Annotated in this window: 13 protein-coding genes, 1 pseudogene and 1 riboswitch; of the genes and pseudogenes, 5 read left to right on the top strand and 9 right to left on the bottom strand. The window is 44.1% G+C overall.

Annotated features, from left to right (window positions below):
- Window positions 1-53: 53 nt before the first annotated feature.
- The 3 genes from AB4371_RS05720 to AB4371_RS05710 all read right to left on the bottom strand — a co-directional run bounded on the left by AB4371_RS05720 (window position 54) and on the right by AB4371_RS05710 (window position 4,961).
- Window positions 54-1,616, bottom strand: coding sequence for a SpoVR family protein (locus AB4371_RS05720; protein ID WP_017062134.1), 1,563 nt, complete (start codon window positions 1,614-1,616; stop codon window positions 54-56).
- 11 nt (window positions 1,617-1,627) lie between these two features.
- Window positions 1,628-2,899 (bottom strand): YeaH/YhbH family protein, encoded by a 1,272-nt coding sequence (locus AB4371_RS05715; RefSeq protein ID WP_017062133.1) that lies wholly within the window; start codon window positions 2,897-2,899, stop codon window positions 1,628-1,630.
- A gap of 127 nt (window positions 2,900-3,026) precedes the next feature.
- Complete coding sequence (locus tag AB4371_RS05710) at window positions 3,027-4,961, bottom strand: PrkA family serine protein kinase (protein ID WP_136982868.1); 1,935 nt, start codon at window positions 4,959-4,961, stop codon at window positions 3,027-3,029.
- A 378-nt stretch (window positions 4,962-5,339) separates the two neighbouring features.
- On the opposite strand from AB4371_RS05710, the pseudogene AB4371_RS05705 reads away from it, so the two are divergent.
- Window positions 5,340-5,480, top strand: a pseudogene (locus AB4371_RS05705) (MipA/OmpV family protein); the annotation flags it as partial.
- A 107-nt stretch (window positions 5,481-5,587) separates the two neighbouring features.
- On the opposite strand, the gene AB4371_RS05700 reads toward AB4371_RS05705, so the two are convergent.
- From AB4371_RS05700 to AB4371_RS05680, 5 genes are all read right to left on the bottom strand, one after another.
- Entirely contained in the window at window positions 5,588-6,088 is a 501-nt protein-coding gene (locus tag AB4371_RS05700; protein ID WP_017070032.1) for a YfbU family protein, read from the bottom strand.
- 224 nt (window positions 6,089-6,312) lie between these two features.
- Entirely contained in the window at window positions 6,313-7,053 is a 741-nt protein-coding gene (gene pflA, locus AB4371_RS05695) for a pyruvate formate lyase 1-activating protein (RefSeq protein ID WP_010437353.1), read from the bottom strand.
- Between the two features lie 164 nt (window positions 7,054-7,217).
- Window positions 7,218-8,219 (bottom strand): lipid A deacylase LpxR family protein, encoded by a 1,002-nt coding sequence (locus AB4371_RS05690; protein ID WP_372149230.1) that lies wholly within the window; start codon window positions 8,217-8,219, stop codon window positions 7,218-7,220.
- A 200-nt stretch (window positions 8,220-8,419) separates the two neighbouring features.
- Window positions 8,420-10,696 (bottom strand): formate C-acetyltransferase, encoded by a 2,277-nt coding sequence (pflB, locus tag AB4371_RS05685; protein WP_017066931.1) that lies wholly within the window; start codon window positions 10,694-10,696, stop codon window positions 8,420-8,422.
- 307 nt (window positions 10,697-11,003) lie between these two features.
- Window positions 11,004-12,545, bottom strand: coding sequence for a DUF3360 family protein (locus AB4371_RS05680; RefSeq protein WP_372051810.1), 1,542 nt, complete (start codon window positions 12,543-12,545; stop codon window positions 11,004-11,006).
- 799 nt (window positions 12,546-13,344) lie between these two features.
- On the opposite strand from AB4371_RS05680, the gene AB4371_RS05675 reads away from it, so the two are divergent.
- The 4 genes from AB4371_RS05675 to AB4371_RS05660 all read left to right on the top strand — a co-directional run bounded on the left by AB4371_RS05675 (window position 13,345) and on the right by AB4371_RS05660 (window position 16,523).
- Window positions 13,345-14,115 carry an ABC transporter ATP-binding protein gene (locus tag AB4371_RS05675; RefSeq protein WP_004736532.1) on the top strand — a complete coding sequence of 257 codons (771 nt, stop codon included), beginning with the start codon at window positions 13,345-13,347 and terminating at the stop codon, window positions 14,113-14,115.
- 137 nt (window positions 14,116-14,252) lie between these two features.
- Window positions 14,253-15,023, top strand: coding sequence for an ABC transporter substrate-binding protein (locus AB4371_RS05670; RefSeq protein ID WP_017062125.1), 771 nt, complete (start codon window positions 14,253-14,255; stop codon window positions 15,021-15,023).
- A gap of 79 nt (window positions 15,024-15,102) precedes the next feature.
- Window positions 15,103-15,843: an ABC transporter permease gene (locus AB4371_RS05665; RefSeq protein ID WP_017062124.1), complete on the top strand. Its 741-nt coding sequence runs from the start codon at window positions 15,103-15,105 to the stop codon at window positions 15,841-15,843.
- A 2-nt stretch (window positions 15,844-15,845) separates the two neighbouring features.
- Window positions 15,846-16,523, top strand: a complete 678-nt coding sequence (locus tag AB4371_RS05660) for an ABC transporter permease (protein WP_017062123.1) — start codon at window positions 15,846-15,848, stop codon at window positions 16,521-16,523.
- A 163-nt stretch (window positions 16,524-16,686) separates the two neighbouring features.
- Here the strand turns inward: AB4371_RS05660 and AB4371_RS05655 are convergent, their stop codons facing one another.
- The gene (locus tag AB4371_RS05655) at window positions 16,687-19,557 is read right to left on the bottom strand and encodes a hypothetical protein (RefSeq protein ID WP_372149227.1); all 2,871 of its coding nucleotides are present in this window, start codon (window positions 19,555-19,557) and stop codon (window positions 16,687-16,689) included.
- A gap of 30 nt (window positions 19,558-19,587) precedes the next feature.
- Window positions 19,588-19,671: riboswitch (cyclic di-GMP riboswitch) on the bottom strand.

Raw genomic sequence — 19,671 nt, 5'->3', positions numbered from 1 at the left:
TGTTGTAGGGGGAGCGGAGTTTTATACCAAACACTGACTTACTGTGATTGATATTAAATCTTGGCTCCATAATCATTACGTTTTGGACAAGTAGTCAGAATCTCTCTATGACCCGTATCTTTGAGCTCTTCCAAAATCACATCAAAGCCCCACAAGCGATAGAGATGCTTCATCACTTCGTCGTAGCCTTTATCAAGCGGGATGCGGTCGTGAGGCACATATTGCAGTGTCATTGAGCGGTCACCACGAACATCGACATTAAACACCTGAATGTTTGGTTCAAGGTTACTTAGGTTGTATTGCGCCGCAAGCTTCTCACGAATCAGGCGATAGCCCGGATCATCATGAATAGCACTCACCTCAATGGTATTTTTACGGTCGTCGTCGAGTACAGAGAACAGCTTAAAGTCTCGAATGATTTTTGGAGAAAGGTATTGGCTGATGAAACTTTCATCTTTGAAGTTGTGCATCGCAAAGTGCACCGCTTCTAACCAATCACTTCCGGCTAACTCAGGGAACCACTCTCTATCTTCATCGGTTGGCTCTTCACAGATGCGTCGGATGTCTCTAAACATCGCAAAGCCAAGCGCATAAGGGTTTATCCCGCTGAAATAAGGACTGTTGTAGGCAGGTTGTGCGACGACACTGGTATGGCTGTGTAGGAATTCTAAGATGAACTTATCACTCACCAAGCCTTCGTCGTAAAGGTGGTTAAGAATGGTGTAATGCCAGAAGGTTGCCCAGCCTTCGTTCATCACTTGAGTTTGTTTTTGAGGGTAGAAGTATTGGCTCACTTTGCGAACGATGCGAACACACTCTCGTTGCCAAGGTTCAAGCAGTGGTGCGTTCTTCTCGATAAAGTAGAGAATGTTTTCTTGAGGCTCGCTAGGAAAGCGGATCTTGGTCTCTTCTTCCTTACTTTTATTTTGAGGAACGGTTCGCCATAGCTCATTCACTTGAGATTGCAGATAAGCTTCGCGTTCTTCTTGTCTTGCTGTCTCTTCTGCAATGGAAATCTTCTCAGGGCGTTTGTATCGGTCTACGCCGTAATTCATCAGTGCGTGACAAGAATCAAGGAGCTGCTCGACTTCAGCAACACCATATTTCTCTTCACAACCACTGATGTACTTCTTAGCAAACAACAAGTAATCGATGATGGAACTGGCATCGGTCCATGTTTGGAACAGGTAGTTGCCTTTAAAGAAAGAGTTGTGGCCATAACAAGCGTGAGCCATTACCAGCGCCTGCATTGTGACCGTGTTCTCTTCCATCAGGTAAGCGATACAAGGATCGGAGTTGATTACGATTTCGTATGCCAAGCCCATTTGGCCATGCTTGTAGTTTTGCTCGGTTTGAATGAATTTCTTACCAAAAGACCAGTGGTTGTAATTGATAGGCATACCAATGCTCGAGTAGGCATCCATCATCTGTTCTGAAGTAATCACTTCAATCTGGTTTGGGTAAGTATCTAAACGGTAATGCTGCGCAACACGTTTGATTTCTACGTGGTATTTCTCCAAGAGGTTGAACGTCCAATCTGGACCATCAGGCAGCATCTTGTCGTTTTTCTTTTTTGCAGCTTTGTTTTTCTCTGCAACGTTTGATTTCGCTGTCATGGCAAACTCCCTTACGCTGTCTCTTTCTGGAACAGTTCTCTAAACACAGGAAAAATATCATCCACCGTTTTAATGTTTTTCATGGCGAAGTTGTCAAAGCTACTCTCGAGTTTTTCGTATTCGTGCCAAAGTGTTTGATGAGAGCGGCGTGTTATTTCGATGTAAGAGTAATATTGGCAAGTTGGCAGAAGCGTATTGACCAGTAACTCTTTACAGCGAGGAGAGTCATCAGCCCAGTTATCGCCATCAGAGGCTTGTGCTGCATAGATGTTCCACTCATTAGCAGGGTAGCGGTCTGCGACAATTTCCTTCATCAGTTTCAGTGCGCTTGAAACAATGGTGCCACCCGTTTCTTGTGAGTAGAAAAACTCATGTTCGTCGACCTCTTTAGCCTGAGTATGGTGACGAATAAACACAACATCGACGTTTTCGTAGGTGCGATTTAAGAACAGATACAGAAGAACATAAAAGCGCTTCGCAATATCTTTTGTGGCCTGATCCATAGAGCCCGATACATCCATTAGACAGAACATCACGGCTTGGCTAGATGGAATAGGGCGCTTCTCGTAGTTTTTAAAACGTAAGTCGAAGGTGTCAATGAACGGCACGCTTTCAATCTTTTTACGTAACTCGGCAATCTCTTCTTTGAGGCGACCTTCCTCAAAAGGTTGTGCCGGCTCCGTCATTTTAACTTGGTCAAGCTGTTCCATCAGTAGGTTAAGCTCGCGCTTTTTACCTGCTGTCATCGCGGTTCTACGAGCCAGAGATTGCTGTAGTGAACGAACGATAGCGATGTTGGATGGAATCCCCGCGCTTTGGTAACCAGAGCGGTGAGTTTTCCATTCGGTGATTTTGTTGACCTGATTTTTCTCTAGATTAGGTAGAGCTAAATCTTCAAAGAGAATATCAAGATACTCATCTTTTGAAATTTGGAAGGTAAATTCATCTTGGCCTTCGCCATCAGGGCTTGCGTCGCCTTGGCCTGAGCCACCACCTTGACCACCACCTTTAGGGCGTTCGATTTTATCGCCAGTGATGAACTGATCATTACCTGGGTGAACGCGCTCTCTTACGCCGCCTTGACCTTGGTGAAAGTTCGGCTCTTTGATGTCTTTATGGGGAATAGTGACGTCTTCACCTGTTTCTGTATTGGTGATTGAGCGTCGGTTAACTGCATCGGCCACAGATTCTTTGATTTGCTCTTTATGGCGTCGTAAGAAACGCTGTCTATTCACAGCACTCTTATTTTTGCCATTGAGCCTCCGATCGATAAATTGTGCCATAAGAACTCCCTCTCAGCTGATGTCGCGATCCTACTTTTTATTCGGGTATAAGAGTTATTGATTTACTAAGGTATAAAAGTTATTGGTTTATACGAGCTGCTCAGTTGAGCAGCTCAATACCGTTTAGTTATGAGGATTTACGAACTCTTAGGTACCACTCAGATAGCAGTCTCACTTGCTTCTCGGTGTAGCCTTTTTCCATCATACGAGCAACGAAGTCGTCATGTTTTTTCTGATCATCCGTTGAGGTCTTAGCATTGAACGAAATAACAGGAAGTAGCTCTTCTGTGTTAGAGAACATTTTCTTCTCAATCACAGTGCGCAGTTTCTCGTAGCTCGTCCACACTGGGTTTTGACCGTTATTGTTGGCTTTGGCACGAAGCACAAAGTTCACAATCTCATTTCGGAAGTCTTTGGGGTTACTGATACCGGCTGTCTTCTCGATTTTCTCTAGTTCACCATTCAGAGAAGCACGGTCAAATAGTTGGCCTGTTTCTGGGTCGCGGTACTCTTGGTCTTGAATCCAGAAATCTGCGTAGGTGACATAGCGGTCGAAGATATTCTGACCGTACTCAGAGTAAGACTCTAGATAAGCGGTTTGAATTTCTTTACCGATGAACTCTACGTAGCGTGGCACTAGGTATCCTTTCAAGAACTCTAGGTACTTCTCGGCGGTCTCTTGAGGGAACTGCTCCCGTTCGATTTGCTGCTCAATAACGTAGAACAGGTGCACTGGGTTCGCGGCCACTTCGGCTTGGTCGAAGTTAAACACACGAGACAGGATCTTAAAGGCGAAACGCGTTGATAGCCCAGACATGCCTTCGTCAACGCCAGCATAATCTCGGTACTCCTGGTAGCTCTTCGCTTTTGGATCGGTGTCTTTTAGAGTCTCACCATCGTAAACACGCATCTTAGAGAATAGAGATGAGTTTTCAGGCTCTTTTAGTCTCGAAAGAATGCTGAATTGCGATAGCAGATCGAGTGTGCTTGGTGAGCAAGGCGCTTGGGATAGCTCACTGTGCTCAAGCAGTTTCTTGTAGATCCTAACTTCTTCAGACACACGCAGACAGTAAGGGACTTTTACAATGTACACACGGTCGAGGAATGCTTCGTTGTTTTTGTTGTTACGGAAGGTCTGCCACTCAGATTCGTTCGAGTGAGCGAGAATCATACCGTCAAATGGCAGTGCAGAAAGCCCTTCGGTACCGTTGAAGTTACCTTCTTGTGTTGCCGTAAGTAGAGGGTGTAATACTTTGATTGGCGCTTTGAACATCTCCACGAATTCCATCACACCTTGGTTGGCTTTACAAAGCGCACCAGAGTAGCTGTAGGCATCAGGATCATCTTGAGAGAAGTGTTCAAGTTTACGAATATCAACTTTACCAACCAGAGACGAGATATCTTGGTTGTTTTCATCACCTGGCTCCGTTTTCGCGATCGCAACTTGATCGAGAATAGAAGGGCGCAGTTTGATGACTTTGAATTTGGAAATATCACCGCCAAAATCGTGCAGACGTTTTGCTGCCCACGGAGACATAATTGAGCGAAGATAGCGTTTCTCAATGCCATATTCATTCTTCAATAAGTCGCCGTCTTCGTTAACGTCGAATAGACAGAATGGGTGATCGTTTACTGGGCTTCGTTCACCGTCAGCAGACAATACATAGATTGGTAGTTTCTGCATCAGGGCTTTGAGTTTTTCAGCGAGAGAAGATTTACCACCGCCCACAGGGCCAAGTAGGTAAAGGATTTGTTTACGTTCTTCTAAACCTTGCGCAGCATGTTTTAAGTAAGAAACAATCTGTTCAATCGCATCTTCCATACCGTAGAAATCTTTAAATTCGCTGTAGCGTGAGATGACACGGTTCGAGAAAATACGACTCAGTTGAGGGTCTTGAGCAGTGTCAATAACCTCTGGTTCGCCAATGGCTAGTAATAAGCGCTCGGCAGCATTAGCGTAAGCACTTTTATCGTCTTTACACAGCCCTAAGAACTCCTGCAATGTCAGCTCTTCTTCCTTGGCTGCTTCATAACGTGATTGATAGTGGTCAAAGATACTCATAGTCACATTCCCCTTGTTAACCAGTCAAAACTGACGAGCGATTGAAAAATAGGCTCTCCCTACATTTTAAGGTTAGACCGCTTCCACAATTTTGCTTAACAATTATGTATTTATTTACAATTTTGCGTGTGAAAAACGTGGCGAGCGCAATAGGCAACTTGAGGCGCGTAGAATCAAATTATTTTACATTCGAGGGGATCTGGCCGTTTGTTTTGAGATTTTAGGTCGCTTAACAATACTCACAATGGATTTATGTGCATTAGATGTATAACTGGGCTCTATTGATTTTTGGAATGGAGTACCATATAATGCGCGAAGTTATCAAAAATTGCTCAATAAATAGGTAGATGTAGTGAAGAATAATGGGTTCAAAATAGTGGCTATCTGCATGTTACGCCAAATGTTCGAGTAACTGGTGGCGTTCGTTATACCAACCTTGAAGGTGATATAGAGAATAGCCCAATACTTGAAAGTGGTATCAACATGGCCGCGAACGTTGGTGTTGCTTACGTTTTCTAGTTGCTTTGGTTTTTCTCTTTGTGTGCGAACATTAAAAAAGGGTTACTCATGATGAGTAACCCTTTTTCTTGAAACTTTTTAAAAGTTATCGCTGATCTATTAACGAATTAAGCGCTAAAGATTTGAGATAGCTCTGTCGCACATAGGTGGTACTGACGAGGGCAGTTGCGCCATGTTGTTAGCATGCGACGGTACTTCTCTAGCATTGGCATCTGGCTATTGAAGTGGTGATCGGCTTTGTCGAATTGAGGGTAAAGACCTTCAGAATCAACAAGGAAACGCACGTAGTGTACGATCTGCGCTTCAGAAGCGATATCAAAACCTAAGAACTGCAGGCGACGTTGGTCTACTTCAGCACGCTCTTGCTCTGCAAGCATTTTGTTCGACTCTTGCATTGCATGGTACATCTCCATGATGTCGATAATTTCGCGACATTCTGCTTCAGTCAAACAACCAAACTCTTTGTTAAGCTCACGCATTTGGAGTTCGTAACCACGTTCTACAATCGTTTGTAGACGCTGGTATTTCGCCGAGTTCTCAGGGTTCATTTGAGACATTAGGTAGTATTGATTTGATAGAATTAGACGCTGAGCATTGGTCATTTCCATGGGATGAGCCTCACTAAAAAACTAAATGTTATATTCTTTTGTTGCAGTAAGAGTAACAGCATTCCTACGCGTGGAAACATGATCTCAACACGGATTTAATATGATTTTTTTAATTGATAAACAAAAGTTGTAAAGAAAAGTGAAAGGATAGTTAGCGCTAGAAAAGAAAACGCCCCAATCGAAATTGAGGCGTTTAAAATAGAGGTTGAGCATCGTCTGCAGTATTAGTATTTTACGTTTGAATGGTACTGGCTAAGAACAGCAACAATCTCGTCCATTTTCTCTTTGCTTGGCGGGTTTGTACCTTCAAGAGGGTAGTCAAAACCAAGTGCTTCCCACTTATGTGCACCAAGCTTATGGTATGGAAGCAGTTCTACTTTCTCGATGTTATCCATGTCTTTGATGAATTCGCCTAGCAGATGAGCATCTTCAGGTGTGTCCGTGTAGCCAGGGACAATCACATAACGAATCCACGTCTTCTTACCGATTTTGTGTAAGTAGCGTGCGAAATCCAGAGTACGTCTGTTTGATACACCAATGAAATCGTGGTGAATCTCATCTCGCATGTGCTTAAGATCCAACATAACTAGATCAGAGGCTTCTAGGACTTCATCAACCACTTCAGTGTGCTTACGAATGTAGCCATTAGTATCAAGACAAGTGTGGATGCCTTCAGCTTGAGCTGCGCGGAAAAAGTCACGAACAAACTCAGGTTGTAGCATCGCTTCACCACCAGAACAGGTGATACCACCGCCCGATGCTTTCATGAAATGACGGTATGATTTTGCTTCGTTGATGATCTCTTCGACCGTTACTTCCTTTCCGTCATGAAGATCCCATGTATCACGGTTATGACAGTACATACAACGCATTAAGCAGCCTTGAAGAAACACAATAAAGCGGATACCAGGGCCATCGACAGTACCACAAGATTCGAATGAGTGAATGCGACCAGTTGTAGACATGAGCTATTCTCGTAGAGGAATTTATACCGTTTATTTTATTACAAAAACGGTACATAAAATAGGGTCAAATGGTAACGAGACCTTTAAAAATAAAGGCAACCACCTGTGAAGATGATTGCCTTTATTAAACTTGAAAAGTAAAGGACGAAAGCCCTTACTGGTGGCTAGAAGAAAGCAAACATTGTGATACCGCCAGTGGTGTACACTGACTCTTTCGCTTCTTCGTAATCCGGTGTTTTTGCGGTTAGCGCTAAAGAGGCACCAACGTATCGGTTATACCAAGCGACACCCAATACAGCAGTTGCTTGAATGTTCTCTAAAGTCACATCGTAGATCGCTGGATCTTCGTTGTTTTTATTAGCGTACTCATCAACACCTGAGCGATCGCCTTCGATAGTCAGGTCGTTGAATCGGTAGCGACCTTCGAGGCCTGCATAGGTAAACCAACCAGCGTTTGATGCGCCGATCATGCCCGGTTTGAATGGGTTTTCTGTGGTGATGTTAGCTGCACCAAAGTTACCGCCTAAGTCTGTACCCCAACGAAACATGAAGCCCGTTGAAATGTCACTTCTAAAGTTACCGACGTTGATTTCAGAAACGTTAGAGATTTCGTAGTCAGTATTCGCAAGAGCTTGATTACGCATTAGGTTGAAATGGCTTAGGTAACCAACGCTTCCCGCCCATTCATCATCGACTTGGTATTCCCAACCCATCGGCTCATCCGACTTAGTGATTGAGTGAACCAGCTTTTGAGCATCTTCAGACAGTGCACGTTCGCCCGTAGTACCAAACGTGATATTAAAACGCTGGGCTTGCTGTGGGTTTAAGCTGATGTAATTGAATTCAGTGTGAAGGTAACCTGCGTATGGGCGATCATTAGGCGATGGCGTTTCTAACTCAATGTCAGAAGGCGTATACATCTTGTGGCCAATGGTGATTTCCCACTTGTCTAGAGAGCTTGCGCCCCAGTAGGAAAGACTCAATGGTTTTACCCAGTTATATGGCGCAATACTTGATGATGTGTAACCCAGAAATAAGCCGTTGGTATAGTCTTGGTCGACACCAAAAATACCATCATTATCTAAAGCAAAAGTTAACGTAGAACGCTCAGAGGCTAAAGATGAGAAAGAGAGAAGAATCAGGGGTAAACAACGCAGGTATTTCATGGAGCAGTTACTCTTAAATTATGAACCGCGATATTACCGTAATTTGACAGAATTTGTGGAAAAAAAGTGAATGGCAGGGTGCTTTTTTGCTCAACCTAACATTTCGCGGGATAGGTGAGTGTAGTGCGATTTATTTCAGATATAAAAAAGCCCCGCACATTGGCGAGGCTAATATTATTTACTGTCTATTGAGCGTGAGCTTATAGAGACTCAGTAAATGTACGTGCGATTACGTCAGCTTGTTGCTCTGCAGTTAGAGAGTTAAAGCGAACAGCGTAACCAGATACACGGATTGTTAGCTGAGGGTATTTCTCAGGGTGCTTAACTGCGTCTTCAAGAGTTTCGCGGTTAAGAACGTTAACGTTAAGGTGTTGACCACCTTCAATGCCAGCTTCGTGGTGGAAGTAACCATCCATTAGGCCTGCAAGGTTAGCACGTTGGCTGTCTTGTTCTTTACCTAGTGCGTTTGGCACGATAGAGAACGTGTAAGAGATACCATCTTGTGCGTCAGCAAATGGTAGTTTACCTACAGACGTTAGTGATGCTACAGCACCTTTCTCATCACGACCGTGCATTGGGTTTGCACCAGGAGCGAAAGGAGCGCCAGCACGACGACCGTCTGGAGTGTTACCAGTTTTCTTACCGTATACAACGTTAGACGTGATAGTAAGAACTGACTGTGTAGGGATAGAGTTACGGTAAGTCTTAAGCTTACGGATCTTGTTCATGAACGTAGAAACTAGTTCACAAGCAATATCATCTACACGAGAGTCGTTATTACCGTATTTAGGGTAATCGCCTTCAATTTCGAAGTCAGTTGCAATGCCATCTTCGTCGCGGATTGGTTTAACAGTCGCGAACTTGATTGCAGACAGTGAGTCAGCTGCAACAGATAGACCAGCAATACCACAAGCCATTGTACGACGAACGTCACGGTCATGAAGAGCCATTAGAGACGCTTCGTAGCTGTACTTGTCGTGCATGTAGTGAATGCTGTTTAGTGCAGTCACGTATTGCTTAGCTAACCAGTCCATGAATGTGTCTAGGCGACCCATTACGTCATCGTAGTTAAGAACTTCGTCAGTGATCTTGTCTGAAACAGGACCAACTTGCATCTTAAGTTTCTCGTCCACACCGCCGTTGATTGCGTAAAGCATTGTTTTCGCAAGGTTAGCACGAGCACCGAAGAACTGCATTTGCTTACCAACGATCATTGGAGATACACAACAAGCGATAGCGTAATCATCAGACTCTAGGTCAGGACGCATTAGGTCATCATTTTCGTACTGGATAGAAGAAGTATCGATAGATACCTTCGCACAGAAACGCTTGAAGCCGTCAGGTAGTTGCTCAGACCAAAGAACAGTGATGTTTGGCTCTGGAGAAGGACCCATAGTGTATAGAGAGTTTAGGAAACGGAAGTTCGAACGCGTTACTAGCGTACGACCGTCGATACCCATACCACCCATAGACTCTGTTGCCCAGATTGGGTCGCCAGAGAACAGCTCATCGTACTCAGGAGTACGTAGGAAACGAACCATACGCAGTTTCATTACGAAGTGGTCGATCATTTCTTGTGCTTGTTCTTCAGTGATCTTGCCAGCAGCGATATCACGCTCGATGTAGATGTCTAGGAAAGTCGAAGTACGACCTAGAGACATTGCAGCACCGTTTTGAGATTTAACAGCAGCTAGGTAGCCGAAGTAAGTCCACTGGATAGCTTCTTGAGCTGTTTGAGCTGGCTCAGAGATATCGAAACCGTATTTCTCAGCCATTTGCTTGATTTGACCAAGAGCACGATGTTGCTCAGAGATCTCTTCACGCAGTTGCATTGTTTCTGCTAGGTTTTCACCGTTTTCGAATTGCTCTTGAAGAGAAGCAAATTGAGCTTGCTTGTCTTTCATTAGGAAATCAATACCGTAAAGTGCAACACGACGGTAGTCACCAATGATACGACCACGGCCGTAAGCATCAGGAAGACCAGTCAGAACACCAGACTTACGACATTTTAGGATATCAGGAGTGTAGATATCGAAAACGCCAGCATTGTGTGTTTTGCGGTATTCTGAGTAGATTTTTGAAACCATTGGGTCAAGAGTTTCACCGTATGCTTTACAAGAACCTTCAACCATACGCACACCACCGTTAGGGATGATTGCACGTTTTAGTGGCTTCTCAGTTTGTAGACCAACGATAGTCTCAAGATCTTTCTCAATGTAACCTGCATCGTGAGCAGTAATGGTAGAGATAACAGAAGTATCGAAATCTACAGGTGCTTTAGTTGCGTTTTCCTGTTTGATACCTTCCATTACCGAAGACCAAAGCTTGTTAGTTGCTTCAGTACCCTCAGAAACTAGGAAAGACTCGTCGCCTTCATACGGCGTGTAGTTCTTTTGAATGAAATCACGAACGTTTACTTCGCTTTGCCACTCACCTGCAGCAAAATCTTCCCAAGCTTTAGCAAATTGCTCTGCCATGACATACCTACCTTTTTAGTAGAAAAAATACGTACATTAACACTGTTGAGCCAGCGCCCCTCGTAAGGGTAGTACACTCTTATTAATAACAATATATATGAGCATATAAGCATCATATGGTTATATATATTGTCACTACCTTTTATATGTTGTCTTTACTCTATGTATTCAAGACTACGCTAAAAAATTTCTGCAAACCTTAAACTAAATCAATAAATGCCAAAAAAAGTTGAAAAAATTTGAGTGGCAGGGGTTGCCACCCAAACTTTTTTTTAATCCTAATACTACTTTTGTGTAGTAAGGACTATTATAGCCAAGCTTTTAGACCATACTGACCTTCTAGCATACCAACTGCAAGCATTGCCACTAGACAGATAACTAAAACGCCAACAGGGATAACAATCTTATCTACAAATGATAGACGCTTTGCACGCTCTTTATCACCAATTAGACCATTATTATCAAGAAGCATAGTTAGTGCCCATGCTAATACTGGGTTAACAACCGCTGAACCAAAGATACAGATACCAGCCGCTTGAGAATCTTTTGAATCCTTAACCATTTGCATACCTGCTTCAAGTAGAGGTAGAGATACACCTACAAGTAGCGCAACACGCATCACTGGTGGCCATACTGCTACGTCCATCGGGAAACCAAGAATCGCAACAATAATACATAGAGAACCAAGCAAGATTGCGCCGCCAGGAATTGGACGTTTCGCGATTGCTGCTGGGATCATGTAAGTACCCCAAGAAGATGTGATGTTACCACCACCAACTGCAGTACCTACCATTTGACGAACAGAACACATAGTCATTGTGTCATCAACATCCATCAGAACTTTTTCAGAGCGTTTAGGGTAGTTCAGTTCTTGGAAGATACGGTGACCTAGGAAGTCAGGAGACCACATTGCTACAGCAAGGATTGCAAATGGTAGAGATGCGATGAAGTGTTCAACGTTTGGCAAGCCAAGCATCCAACCTTCAGAAGTAGAACCCCACCAGTAAACTGGGTTTAGGTTTGGAATACCCATTTCAGTTTCGAATACGATGTCGAAACCAGCACCTAGAACTAATGCAATAGCAAGGCCTGTGAATGCACAAACAGGGATAGCTAACCAACGCTTGTTCACTTTTGCTAAGAAAGCGTAGATAGCAATAGTAATAGCAAGAACGATTAAACCAACGTAACCCATGCTGCCCGCTTCAACGGTAGAAGATTGAAGACCAACCGCCCACTCTTGAATTGAGTTGATTTGGCTCATGGTACCGGTTAAGCCTAAGAATATGAGCAAGCCACCTGCTGTACCTTCAGAAGTTAGGTTAACAAGTTTAGATCCGCCTTTTAGGAAACTTAGGATGAGACCGAACACACCGATCAGGATGGCCAATGCAAGAGGGTGAGCACCAGCGAGAGCGATGGTACCGATAAGAGGGATCATTGGGCCGTGGTTGCCGGCAAGGTTTGCTTTAGGGTTAAAGAAACCAGAAGCAAGGATACAAAACAGTAGTGCAGGAATAAGCATTTCTACACGAGCGACTTCAATTGCGAAGTCTTTACCTAGGTTTACGTGATCCCAAGCTTGAGTTAGGCCATCAGCCCACGACATCATTACTGCAGAGTACATCGCAATGATACCAATAGTACCAGCAAGTGCAGGAACAAGATCTTCAAGTTCAAAGCGGAAGTCACGACCTGGAAGGTTTAAACCGAAGCGGCGAGGCTTCATGATTTGAAGTTCGTGATCTAGATAATCTGAGCGGCTCTCAAATTCAGAAGCAGGACGGTGTAGCTCTTTATAGCTTTTCTCTTCTACTTCAGAGTTCGCATTATTGACAACGTCTGACATAGATTCCTCATATTTTTTGTTAGTAATTCTAAAATTGAATTCTATAAGTTCGCGTAATTGCGTAATTGCGTTATTTCTTAGTTATAACTCATTAACATTATGTTGCACGGTTTTGCTGTGCTTTATGCAGCTAAGTTAAAAGAAATGTTTGGCATTTTTAATGCCTTATTCTTTGCTGAGGAGTCTAACAAGCTTACCCTTTAGGGTGATTGATCTTGATCACTTTATGAGTATATGTGAAAGAAAGCTACAAAACGCAGCGATTCATTAACTTCCCATTGATGAATCGTGTAATTAGTTTTCACAAATTGACGTTTACCTATCTTCTTCGAGCCTTTGTCGTCATGGCTCGAGTTCAATACTCAATTCTTACTGAGTTATTTCACTATTACTTGCTTCCCAACTGTTCCGAGTGAAATGTTTACAATGTAATAACCTTAAAATAATTGTGCCTTACGGTGTGTATGTAGTGTTGAGCGTGCAGATTATATTTTGCAGATCTCGGCGTATCTAAGTTCACAAAACTTGTTTTTCTTGTGAGACATCAAGCTACGTGAATCTCATTTTGATTAACTTTATTTAAACAATGTAAGGGGTGTAATTGCAGCTTATTGATAGAACTCATTCATTAAATTGAGGCGAAAACGCTACCTTTTGCATAATAAGTCAGAGTGAATCGCTATTTATTCCAATTTATCAGGTTAATAATTTGTTGCATGTTGTTTCGTGTGGTGCTAGTTTGTATCGCATGAAAAGGTCGGAGTACCTTGCATTTTCACAAACTTGGGAGAGAAAGCGCATGAAAGATGTACCAGCGCTGGACATAAAGGATCTACACAAAACGTTTGGTCAAAATGAAGTTTTAAAGGGAATTTCACTTTCTGCGCATAAAGGCGATGTTGTATCGATTATCGGATCTTCAGGGTCGGGTAAAAGTACTTTCCTTAGATGTATCAACCTTTTAGAGACACCAACTGCAGGCGAGATTTGGGTTAATGGCGAATTAATTCAAATGAAAAACAACCGCCAAGGCGTATCTGTTCCTGCCAACGAAAAACAAGTACAGCGTATCCGTTCACGCTTAGCGATGGTTTTTCAAGGCTTCAATCTTTGGTCTCACCTGACCGTTCTCGAAAATGTTATCGAAGCACCCGTTCACGTATTAGGTGTACCTAAAGCTCAAGCGATTGAAAATGCAGAACTACTACTTAAAAAAGTAGGCTTGTATGAGCGCAAAGATTACTACCCAGGTCATTTATCCGGTGGACAACAACAACGAGCGGCAATTGCTCGAGCGTTAGCGGTTGATCCGGAAGTGATGCTGTTTGATGAGCCAACATCAGCACTTGACCCTGAGTTAGTAGGGGAAGTACTCGGTGTAATGCGAGATCTAGCAGAAGAAGGAAGAACCATGCTTGTGGTAACACATGAAATGGCTTTTGCTCGTGACGTATCAAACCATGTGATGTTCCTGCACCAAGGTCTAGTGGAAGAACAGGGCGATCCAGCTAAACTGTTTACGGAACCTGAATCTGAACGTTTACAACAATTTATCTCATCGATTTACTAATCAGAATTGAAACGCCGTTGCCAACGGTAAACAGCGACGGTGTGAACAATAAAACACAACAAGTAAGTTAATAAGCAACAACAAACACAATATTAAAACTAGCAAAACATAAAAACCTAAATCACAGGAGTAGGGATATGAAAAAGTGGTTATTAGTCGCGGCACTTGCTGCAACTGCTGCAACGGGCGTAGCTCAAGCAAAAGAATGGAAAACAGTACGCTTTGGTATTGAAGGTGCTTACCCTCCATTTAGCTGGACAGAAGCTGACGGGTCACTGAAAGGCTTCGATGTCGATATGGCTAACGCACTTTGTACTGAAATGCAGGTGCAGTGTAAGATCGTTGCACAAGACTGGGATGGTATCATTCCTTCTCTACTTGCTCGTAAATATGATGCGATCATCGCGGCAATGTCTATCACGGAAGAGCGTAAGAAAAAAATCGACTTCACTGGTAAATACGCACTTATCCCAAACAAGTTCATCGCTAAGAAAGGTGCAGGCCTTAACTTTGATGATCTAAGCGGTCAAAAGATTGCAGTTCAACGTGCAACAACTCACGATAAATACCTAACAGACAACTACGGCGATACAGTAGAGATCGTTCGTTACGGTTCATTCGACGAAGCTTACCTTGATCTAGCAAACGGTCGTGTTGCTGCTGTACTAGGTGATGCATCTGCTCTAGAAGAAGGCGTGCTGAACAAAGCTGGTGGTGAAGACTACGAGTTTGTTGGCCCCTCTCTAACGGATCCTAAGTGGTTCGGTGAAGGTATGGGTATTGCTGTTCGTAAGCAAGACAAAGATCTGACTAAGCAATTAGATGCGGCAATCCTTTCACTACGTGAAAAAGGCATCTACCAAGATATCGCGGCTAAATACTTCAACTACGACGTATACGGTCAGTAATCTTTAGCGTCAATTCTTAAGGGAGAGGTTCTCCTCTCCCTGTCTTACCAACTTTTTCGCAGTTCTGTTGGAATCCATTATGTTTGATTTACAAGGATATGAAGCGTCGATCCTGAAAGGGGCGGTGCTCACAATCGAAGTTGCCTTGCTGTCGCTAATTTTAGCTATGGTTCTTGGTATGCTAGGTGCCTTAGCAAAACTCGCGCCTTATCGCTGGGCTCGTGCTATTGCAACCCTCTACACAACCGTCATTCGAGGCATTCCAGATCTCGTACTGATGATGCTGATTTTCTTTGGTGGACAAATCCTTTTAAACAACAGTTTGTATTCCATCAACGAGTGGCTCAACGAGTGGTTTGCATCCAGTGATCCTAACCACGAATGGACCGCTTACTTACCTGATTATATTGATGTCAGCCCATTTGTTGCTGGTGTCTTAACCATAGGCTTTATTTTCGGTGCCTATATGGCAGAAACGTTCCGTGGTGCCATCATGGCTGTCGACAGCGGTGAAATGGAAGCGGCAAAAGCTTATGGTATGAGCCCTGTAAAGGCGTTTCACCGCATACTGCTACCGCAGATGATTCGTCACGCATTACCGGGTTTTGGGAATAACTGGCTGGTATTACTTAAAACCACTGCGCTGGTTTCGATTATTGGCCTAGAAGACATGGTACGTGTTAGTGCACTGGCGGCGGGTTCAACCAAAATGCCATTCACTTTCTACATGACTGTGGCGATTATCTTCTTATTCTTCACCAGTGTTTCAACGGGCTTACTTAAGCTGGTTGAACGTAAATTCAGTATCCACGCGAGGTAGTTATGGACTTTTCATTGATAATTGAAAGCCTGCCGATTTACCTTGGTGGTTTATGGACAACGGCTTGGATGGTTTGCGTTGCTTTGATCATTGGCTTATTCGTCGCCATACCACTAGCTATCGCTCGTAACAGTCCAAATATGCTGATTAATGCTCCGGCTTGGTCATTTATCTATTTCTTCCGTGGTACGCCATTACTGGTTCAGCTGTACCTGATTTACTACGGTATGGACCAATTCTTCCCAGTGAAAGACACATTATGGGAAAACGCGTGGTTCTGTGCTTTGGTGGCATTCATTCTTAACACGTCAGCTTATACTGCTGAGATCATTCGCGGTGCGATTAATGGCTTACCGAAAGGTGAAGTGGAAGCAGCAAAAGCTTACGGCATGAGCACACCTAAGACTTACCGTCGTATCATCTTACCAAGTGCTCTACGTCGTGCATTACCGGCTTACAGTAACGAAGTTATCTTCATGCTTCACGGCTCTGCGGTAGCGGGTATCGTAACCATTATGGACTTAACCGGTGCAGCACGTTTGGTTAACTCACGTTACTACGCTCCATTCGAGTCTTTCCTAACGGCAGGTCTGTTCTACATGGCACTAACGTTCATCATCATCGCGATTTTCAAATTCGCAGAGAAGCGTTTCCTTGCTTATCTAAGACCCCTTAGCTAATTGCACGGTATTCACACAGTTAACAAAACGGCGCTCATTGAGCGCCGTTCTTATTTAGGGTTTGTATAGGAATTAGTTGAGTAGCTCTTTGAAGCAAAAAGGACTTATTACACAAGCAATAAGTCCTTTAACTTTGTTTCTGATTTACTAGTTCAAAAAGCAATTAAACTTCATTAACGCCAATGAAATCACCATCAAAGGATGCATCAGTGTAGATGATGACTTCTTTGCCTCCTTTGGTGAAGCTATAAGCGGTAATCGTTTCAGTTCCATCGAGTCCAAGTTTATCTTGCATATCTTGGTCTAGCGTCACTGATGTTGCGGTTTGGTATTGGAATCCTTGAAGATGACTTGCGTCGATATCTTCAATTCCTAAAGCAAAGAATTCAGCAACTTGGTCGTCGTTCTTTGCTCTATTACCATCAAGGTCATGGTTTTGATTGAAGGTTTTACCTAGAGAAATAGTCAGTTTGTCATTAGCTGAGTCTCCCCCTATGACTGCTTCAAACCCATTGATGTTTGACCCCTTCGACATGTCGATATCGACACCACCAGGGTCATTGGCGACCAGTACATCGAACCCTTTACCACCATGAATTAGAGTATCCTCTGCATCAAAGGCTACTGTATCGTTGCCTTTACCCCCACGGATTTCGTCTGCACCACCACCACCAATGATGATGTCATCGCCTTTACCGCCTTTGATATGGTCGATTCCGTCTCCGCCATCAAGCCAATCATCGCCTTTACCACCAAACAATTGCTCTGGTTGGTCGTCGATTTCAACGGTGGTTACCACATCATCGAAGTCACCATCACCGCCAGGGTTGTCATTCCAGAACTGATTTCCGAGTTCTGTACCCGGATTGAAGTTGTTAATGCCGCTAACATCTAAGGTAAGGTTGCCGTTACTACCGACTAAATCTTGTACGCCCAGCAAGAAGGGGTGGTCACTATTGTTAGAGCTTGTCGCTTGTTGAGTGTTTAAGTCAATTGCGATACTTTCGCCTGAGACGAAACCGTCATTCCCGCCATCTGGGATAATGAAGAACCCGAGCGTATCAACGCAATCATCACAGTGCCCCAAATCGAGACTAAAGCTGTTGCCAGCTTCAGAGTTTGGAAGGTGATCCTTCACATTTCCCCAAATGACTTCAGCGTTTATATTGCCTTCACTGTCTTTTGTGAAGTAACCAAACGAATTTTCGAAGCCCGCTTCGGTGCCTTCCATAGTGACATCAATAGTCCCTCTGAAGTTACTTACATCGTAGTAACCCGTATCAGGATCGAGTTCAGGTACGCCACCCTTGGCGTTGTCGCCACCAAGAATGACATCGTCGCCACGACCACCGCGCAATATATCGGTTCCGTCACCCGTTAGGCCATCGGTGGTAACAGAAGTGACGTAGTAGTCACTTGAATCGGCATTAGCGTTTCCGTTTTTTTCAAATGCAGGACCAATGGCAGTAAACTGAAGTTCATCAAAGGCTTTAAAGCCAGTCTCATCAGGACCGATGTTTAGATAACCGCTGTTGTTATTGCCATCCGCTAAATCGCTCGCAATGAAATCGCCCTCAGCGACCAGAATACCTTCTCGATATGCTGCCCAATGGCCAGCCTCATCTACGCCATTGTCGCCTTCATTTAAGTAGAGGTTGGATATACCGACTTTAGCAATCATTGTATGTTCGTCTAAGCTGACAGAAAACATCTCTGATGCACCTTCACCAGAACCGCCGTCGTAGCTGAAGCCAATTTGAGCAAGCACGCCAGCCTCTGCTGCGCCATCTACCCCATAACCTGTACCGCCAGAACTTGCATTACCTGTATCAACGGTACCGACAGATCCATCAGCGTTGTAGGCGGTTGAATTTGCTGATAGGTCGACGGATGTCGTTGGCTCCGCTAATTCAAACTCGCCGGTTCCTTCGTTAAACGACAGCGCTTCAAAGTTATCGCCGATAATTACGTCATTCCCTTTACCGCCTCGAATCAAGTCGTTCCCAGCGGCGCCTTCATTTGCAGCGTCTGGCCCGTTATCACCAATGAGCACATCGTTATGCAGTACCTGCTTCAATGACACATTATCAATCAGAGCCCCAAAGGTGTCTTCTGCGCCGTCGGCAATAAAATTGAGTGAGTAATTTCCTGAAGAGAGATCGACATCTTCGCTAAACAGATCCCAATCATCATCGACGCCGTCAATGTCTTGGAAAGACTTCTCGAATACAACGTCGGTGCCCGCCATTATTTGGACTGTGAAAGGAGCGGTGGTGCTATCGCCTCCTTTATTACGGAAAGCGTAGGAAAAATCGAGTTGATATATACCGTCGTCATCGACCGTAAATGTTTGGGAGACGGTTGAATTTGAATTCGCGCCATGCGAGTCTAATTCTAAGAAGTGACCACTGGCGATATCAGTCCCGTAACCATCTGCTGGGACACCGCCATGCAGTTGTTCTTGAATCTCGATACTGCCAACCTCGGCGTTCCATGCACCGGCGCTTGGCGCTGTTCCCCATGTATTGCCAAGGTCAAAAGCTTCAAAATCACCATCGCTGATTAGGTTTTCGCCAAATTCTGCACCAGCGCCTCTGTCACCATAAATAATGTCATTGTTCGCACCGCCTTCAACATAATCATCACCGGCACCTGCAACCACAATGTCGTCAACACACTCTTCTCCTAGCGCTTCTAAATCTTTATCGCGTGCCGCGCTTAAATCGCGGTTAACGCCGGCTTCATCACCAGCATTGAGCGAATGATTCCAAGCTTCAACCACATCGTTTCCGGCACCTGCTTTAATTGTGTCCGATCCACGTCCAGCAGCGATAAAGTCATCGCCGCTGCCGGCATGCACAATGTCGTCGCCTTTACCGGCTCGTACTTCGAGGTTATCGCCGCTGAGGTTAGAAAGGTCATTGTTGACATCTCTAGATTCTGGGGGGGGGAGGTTAGGACCATCTACTAGTATATTGGTATCATTGCTACCATTACTTTTCAGTCCTGCTGCTGTATTGGTTACTTCTGCCATCGTTTTTTCCTCACATATCATTCGATACATAGAGGCAGCCCAGCCATCTCGGCTTCATCCCTGAGATCTGGAGCTTTCCGTCCTCACCTCACGATGAGTTTGGCTTTATCTTCT

It is taken from the genome of Vibrio sp. 10N.261.51.A3 (assembly GCF_041471965.1).
In the GTDB taxonomy this organism is placed as follows: domain Bacteria; phylum Pseudomonadota; class Gammaproteobacteria; order Enterobacterales; family Vibrionaceae; genus Vibrio; species Vibrio crassostreae_C.
Note: the sequence above shows the minus strand (reverse complement) of the source record. Positions and strands in the feature narration are given on the sequence as shown.

Bases quoted from the DNA above. Each gene is read 5' to 3' on its own strand.
- AB4371_RS05720 (WP_017062134.1), bottom strand. From the start codon at position 1,616: ATGACAGCGAAATCAAACGTTGCAGAGAAAAACAAAGCTGCAAAAAAG.
- AB4371_RS05715 (WP_017062133.1), bottom strand. From the start codon at position 2,899: ATGGCACAATTTATCGATCGGAGGCTCAATGGCAAAAATAAGAGTGCT.
- AB4371_RS05710 (WP_136982868.1), bottom strand. From the start codon at position 4,961: ATGAGTATCTTTGACCACTATCAATCACGTTATGAAGCAGCCAAGGAA.
- AB4371_RS05700 (WP_017070032.1), bottom strand. From the start codon at position 6,088: ATGGAAATGACCAATGCTCAGCGTCTAATTCTATCAAATCAATACTAC.
- pflA (WP_010437353.1), bottom strand. From the start codon at position 7,053: ATGTCTACAACTGGTCGCATTCACTCATTCGAATCTTGTGGTACTGTC.
- AB4371_RS05690 (WP_372149230.1), bottom strand. From the start codon at position 8,219: ATGAAATACCTGCGTTGTTTACCCCTGATTCTTCTCTCTTTCTCATCT.
- pflB (WP_017066931.1), bottom strand. From the start codon at position 10,696: ATGGCAGAGCAATTTGCTAAAGCTTGGGAAGATTTTGCTGCAGGTGAG.
- AB4371_RS05680 (WP_372051810.1), bottom strand. From the start codon at position 12,545: ATGTCAGACGTTGTCAATAATGCGAACTCTGAAGTAGAAGAGAAAAGC.
- AB4371_RS05675 (WP_004736532.1), top strand. From the start codon at position 13,345: ATGAAAGATGTACCAGCGCTGGACATAAAGGATCTACACAAAACGTTT.
- AB4371_RS05670 (WP_017062125.1), top strand. From the start codon at position 14,253: ATGAAAAAGTGGTTATTAGTCGCGGCACTTGCTGCAACTGCTGCAACG.
- AB4371_RS05665 (WP_017062124.1), top strand. From the start codon at position 15,103: ATGTTTGATTTACAAGGATATGAAGCGTCGATCCTGAAAGGGGCGGTG.
- AB4371_RS05660 (WP_017062123.1), top strand. From the start codon at position 15,846: ATGGACTTTTCATTGATAATTGAAAGCCTGCCGATTTACCTTGGTGGT.
- AB4371_RS05655 (WP_372149227.1), bottom strand. From the start codon at position 19,557: ATGGCAGAAGTAACCAATACAGCAGCAGGACTGAAAAGTAATGGTAGC.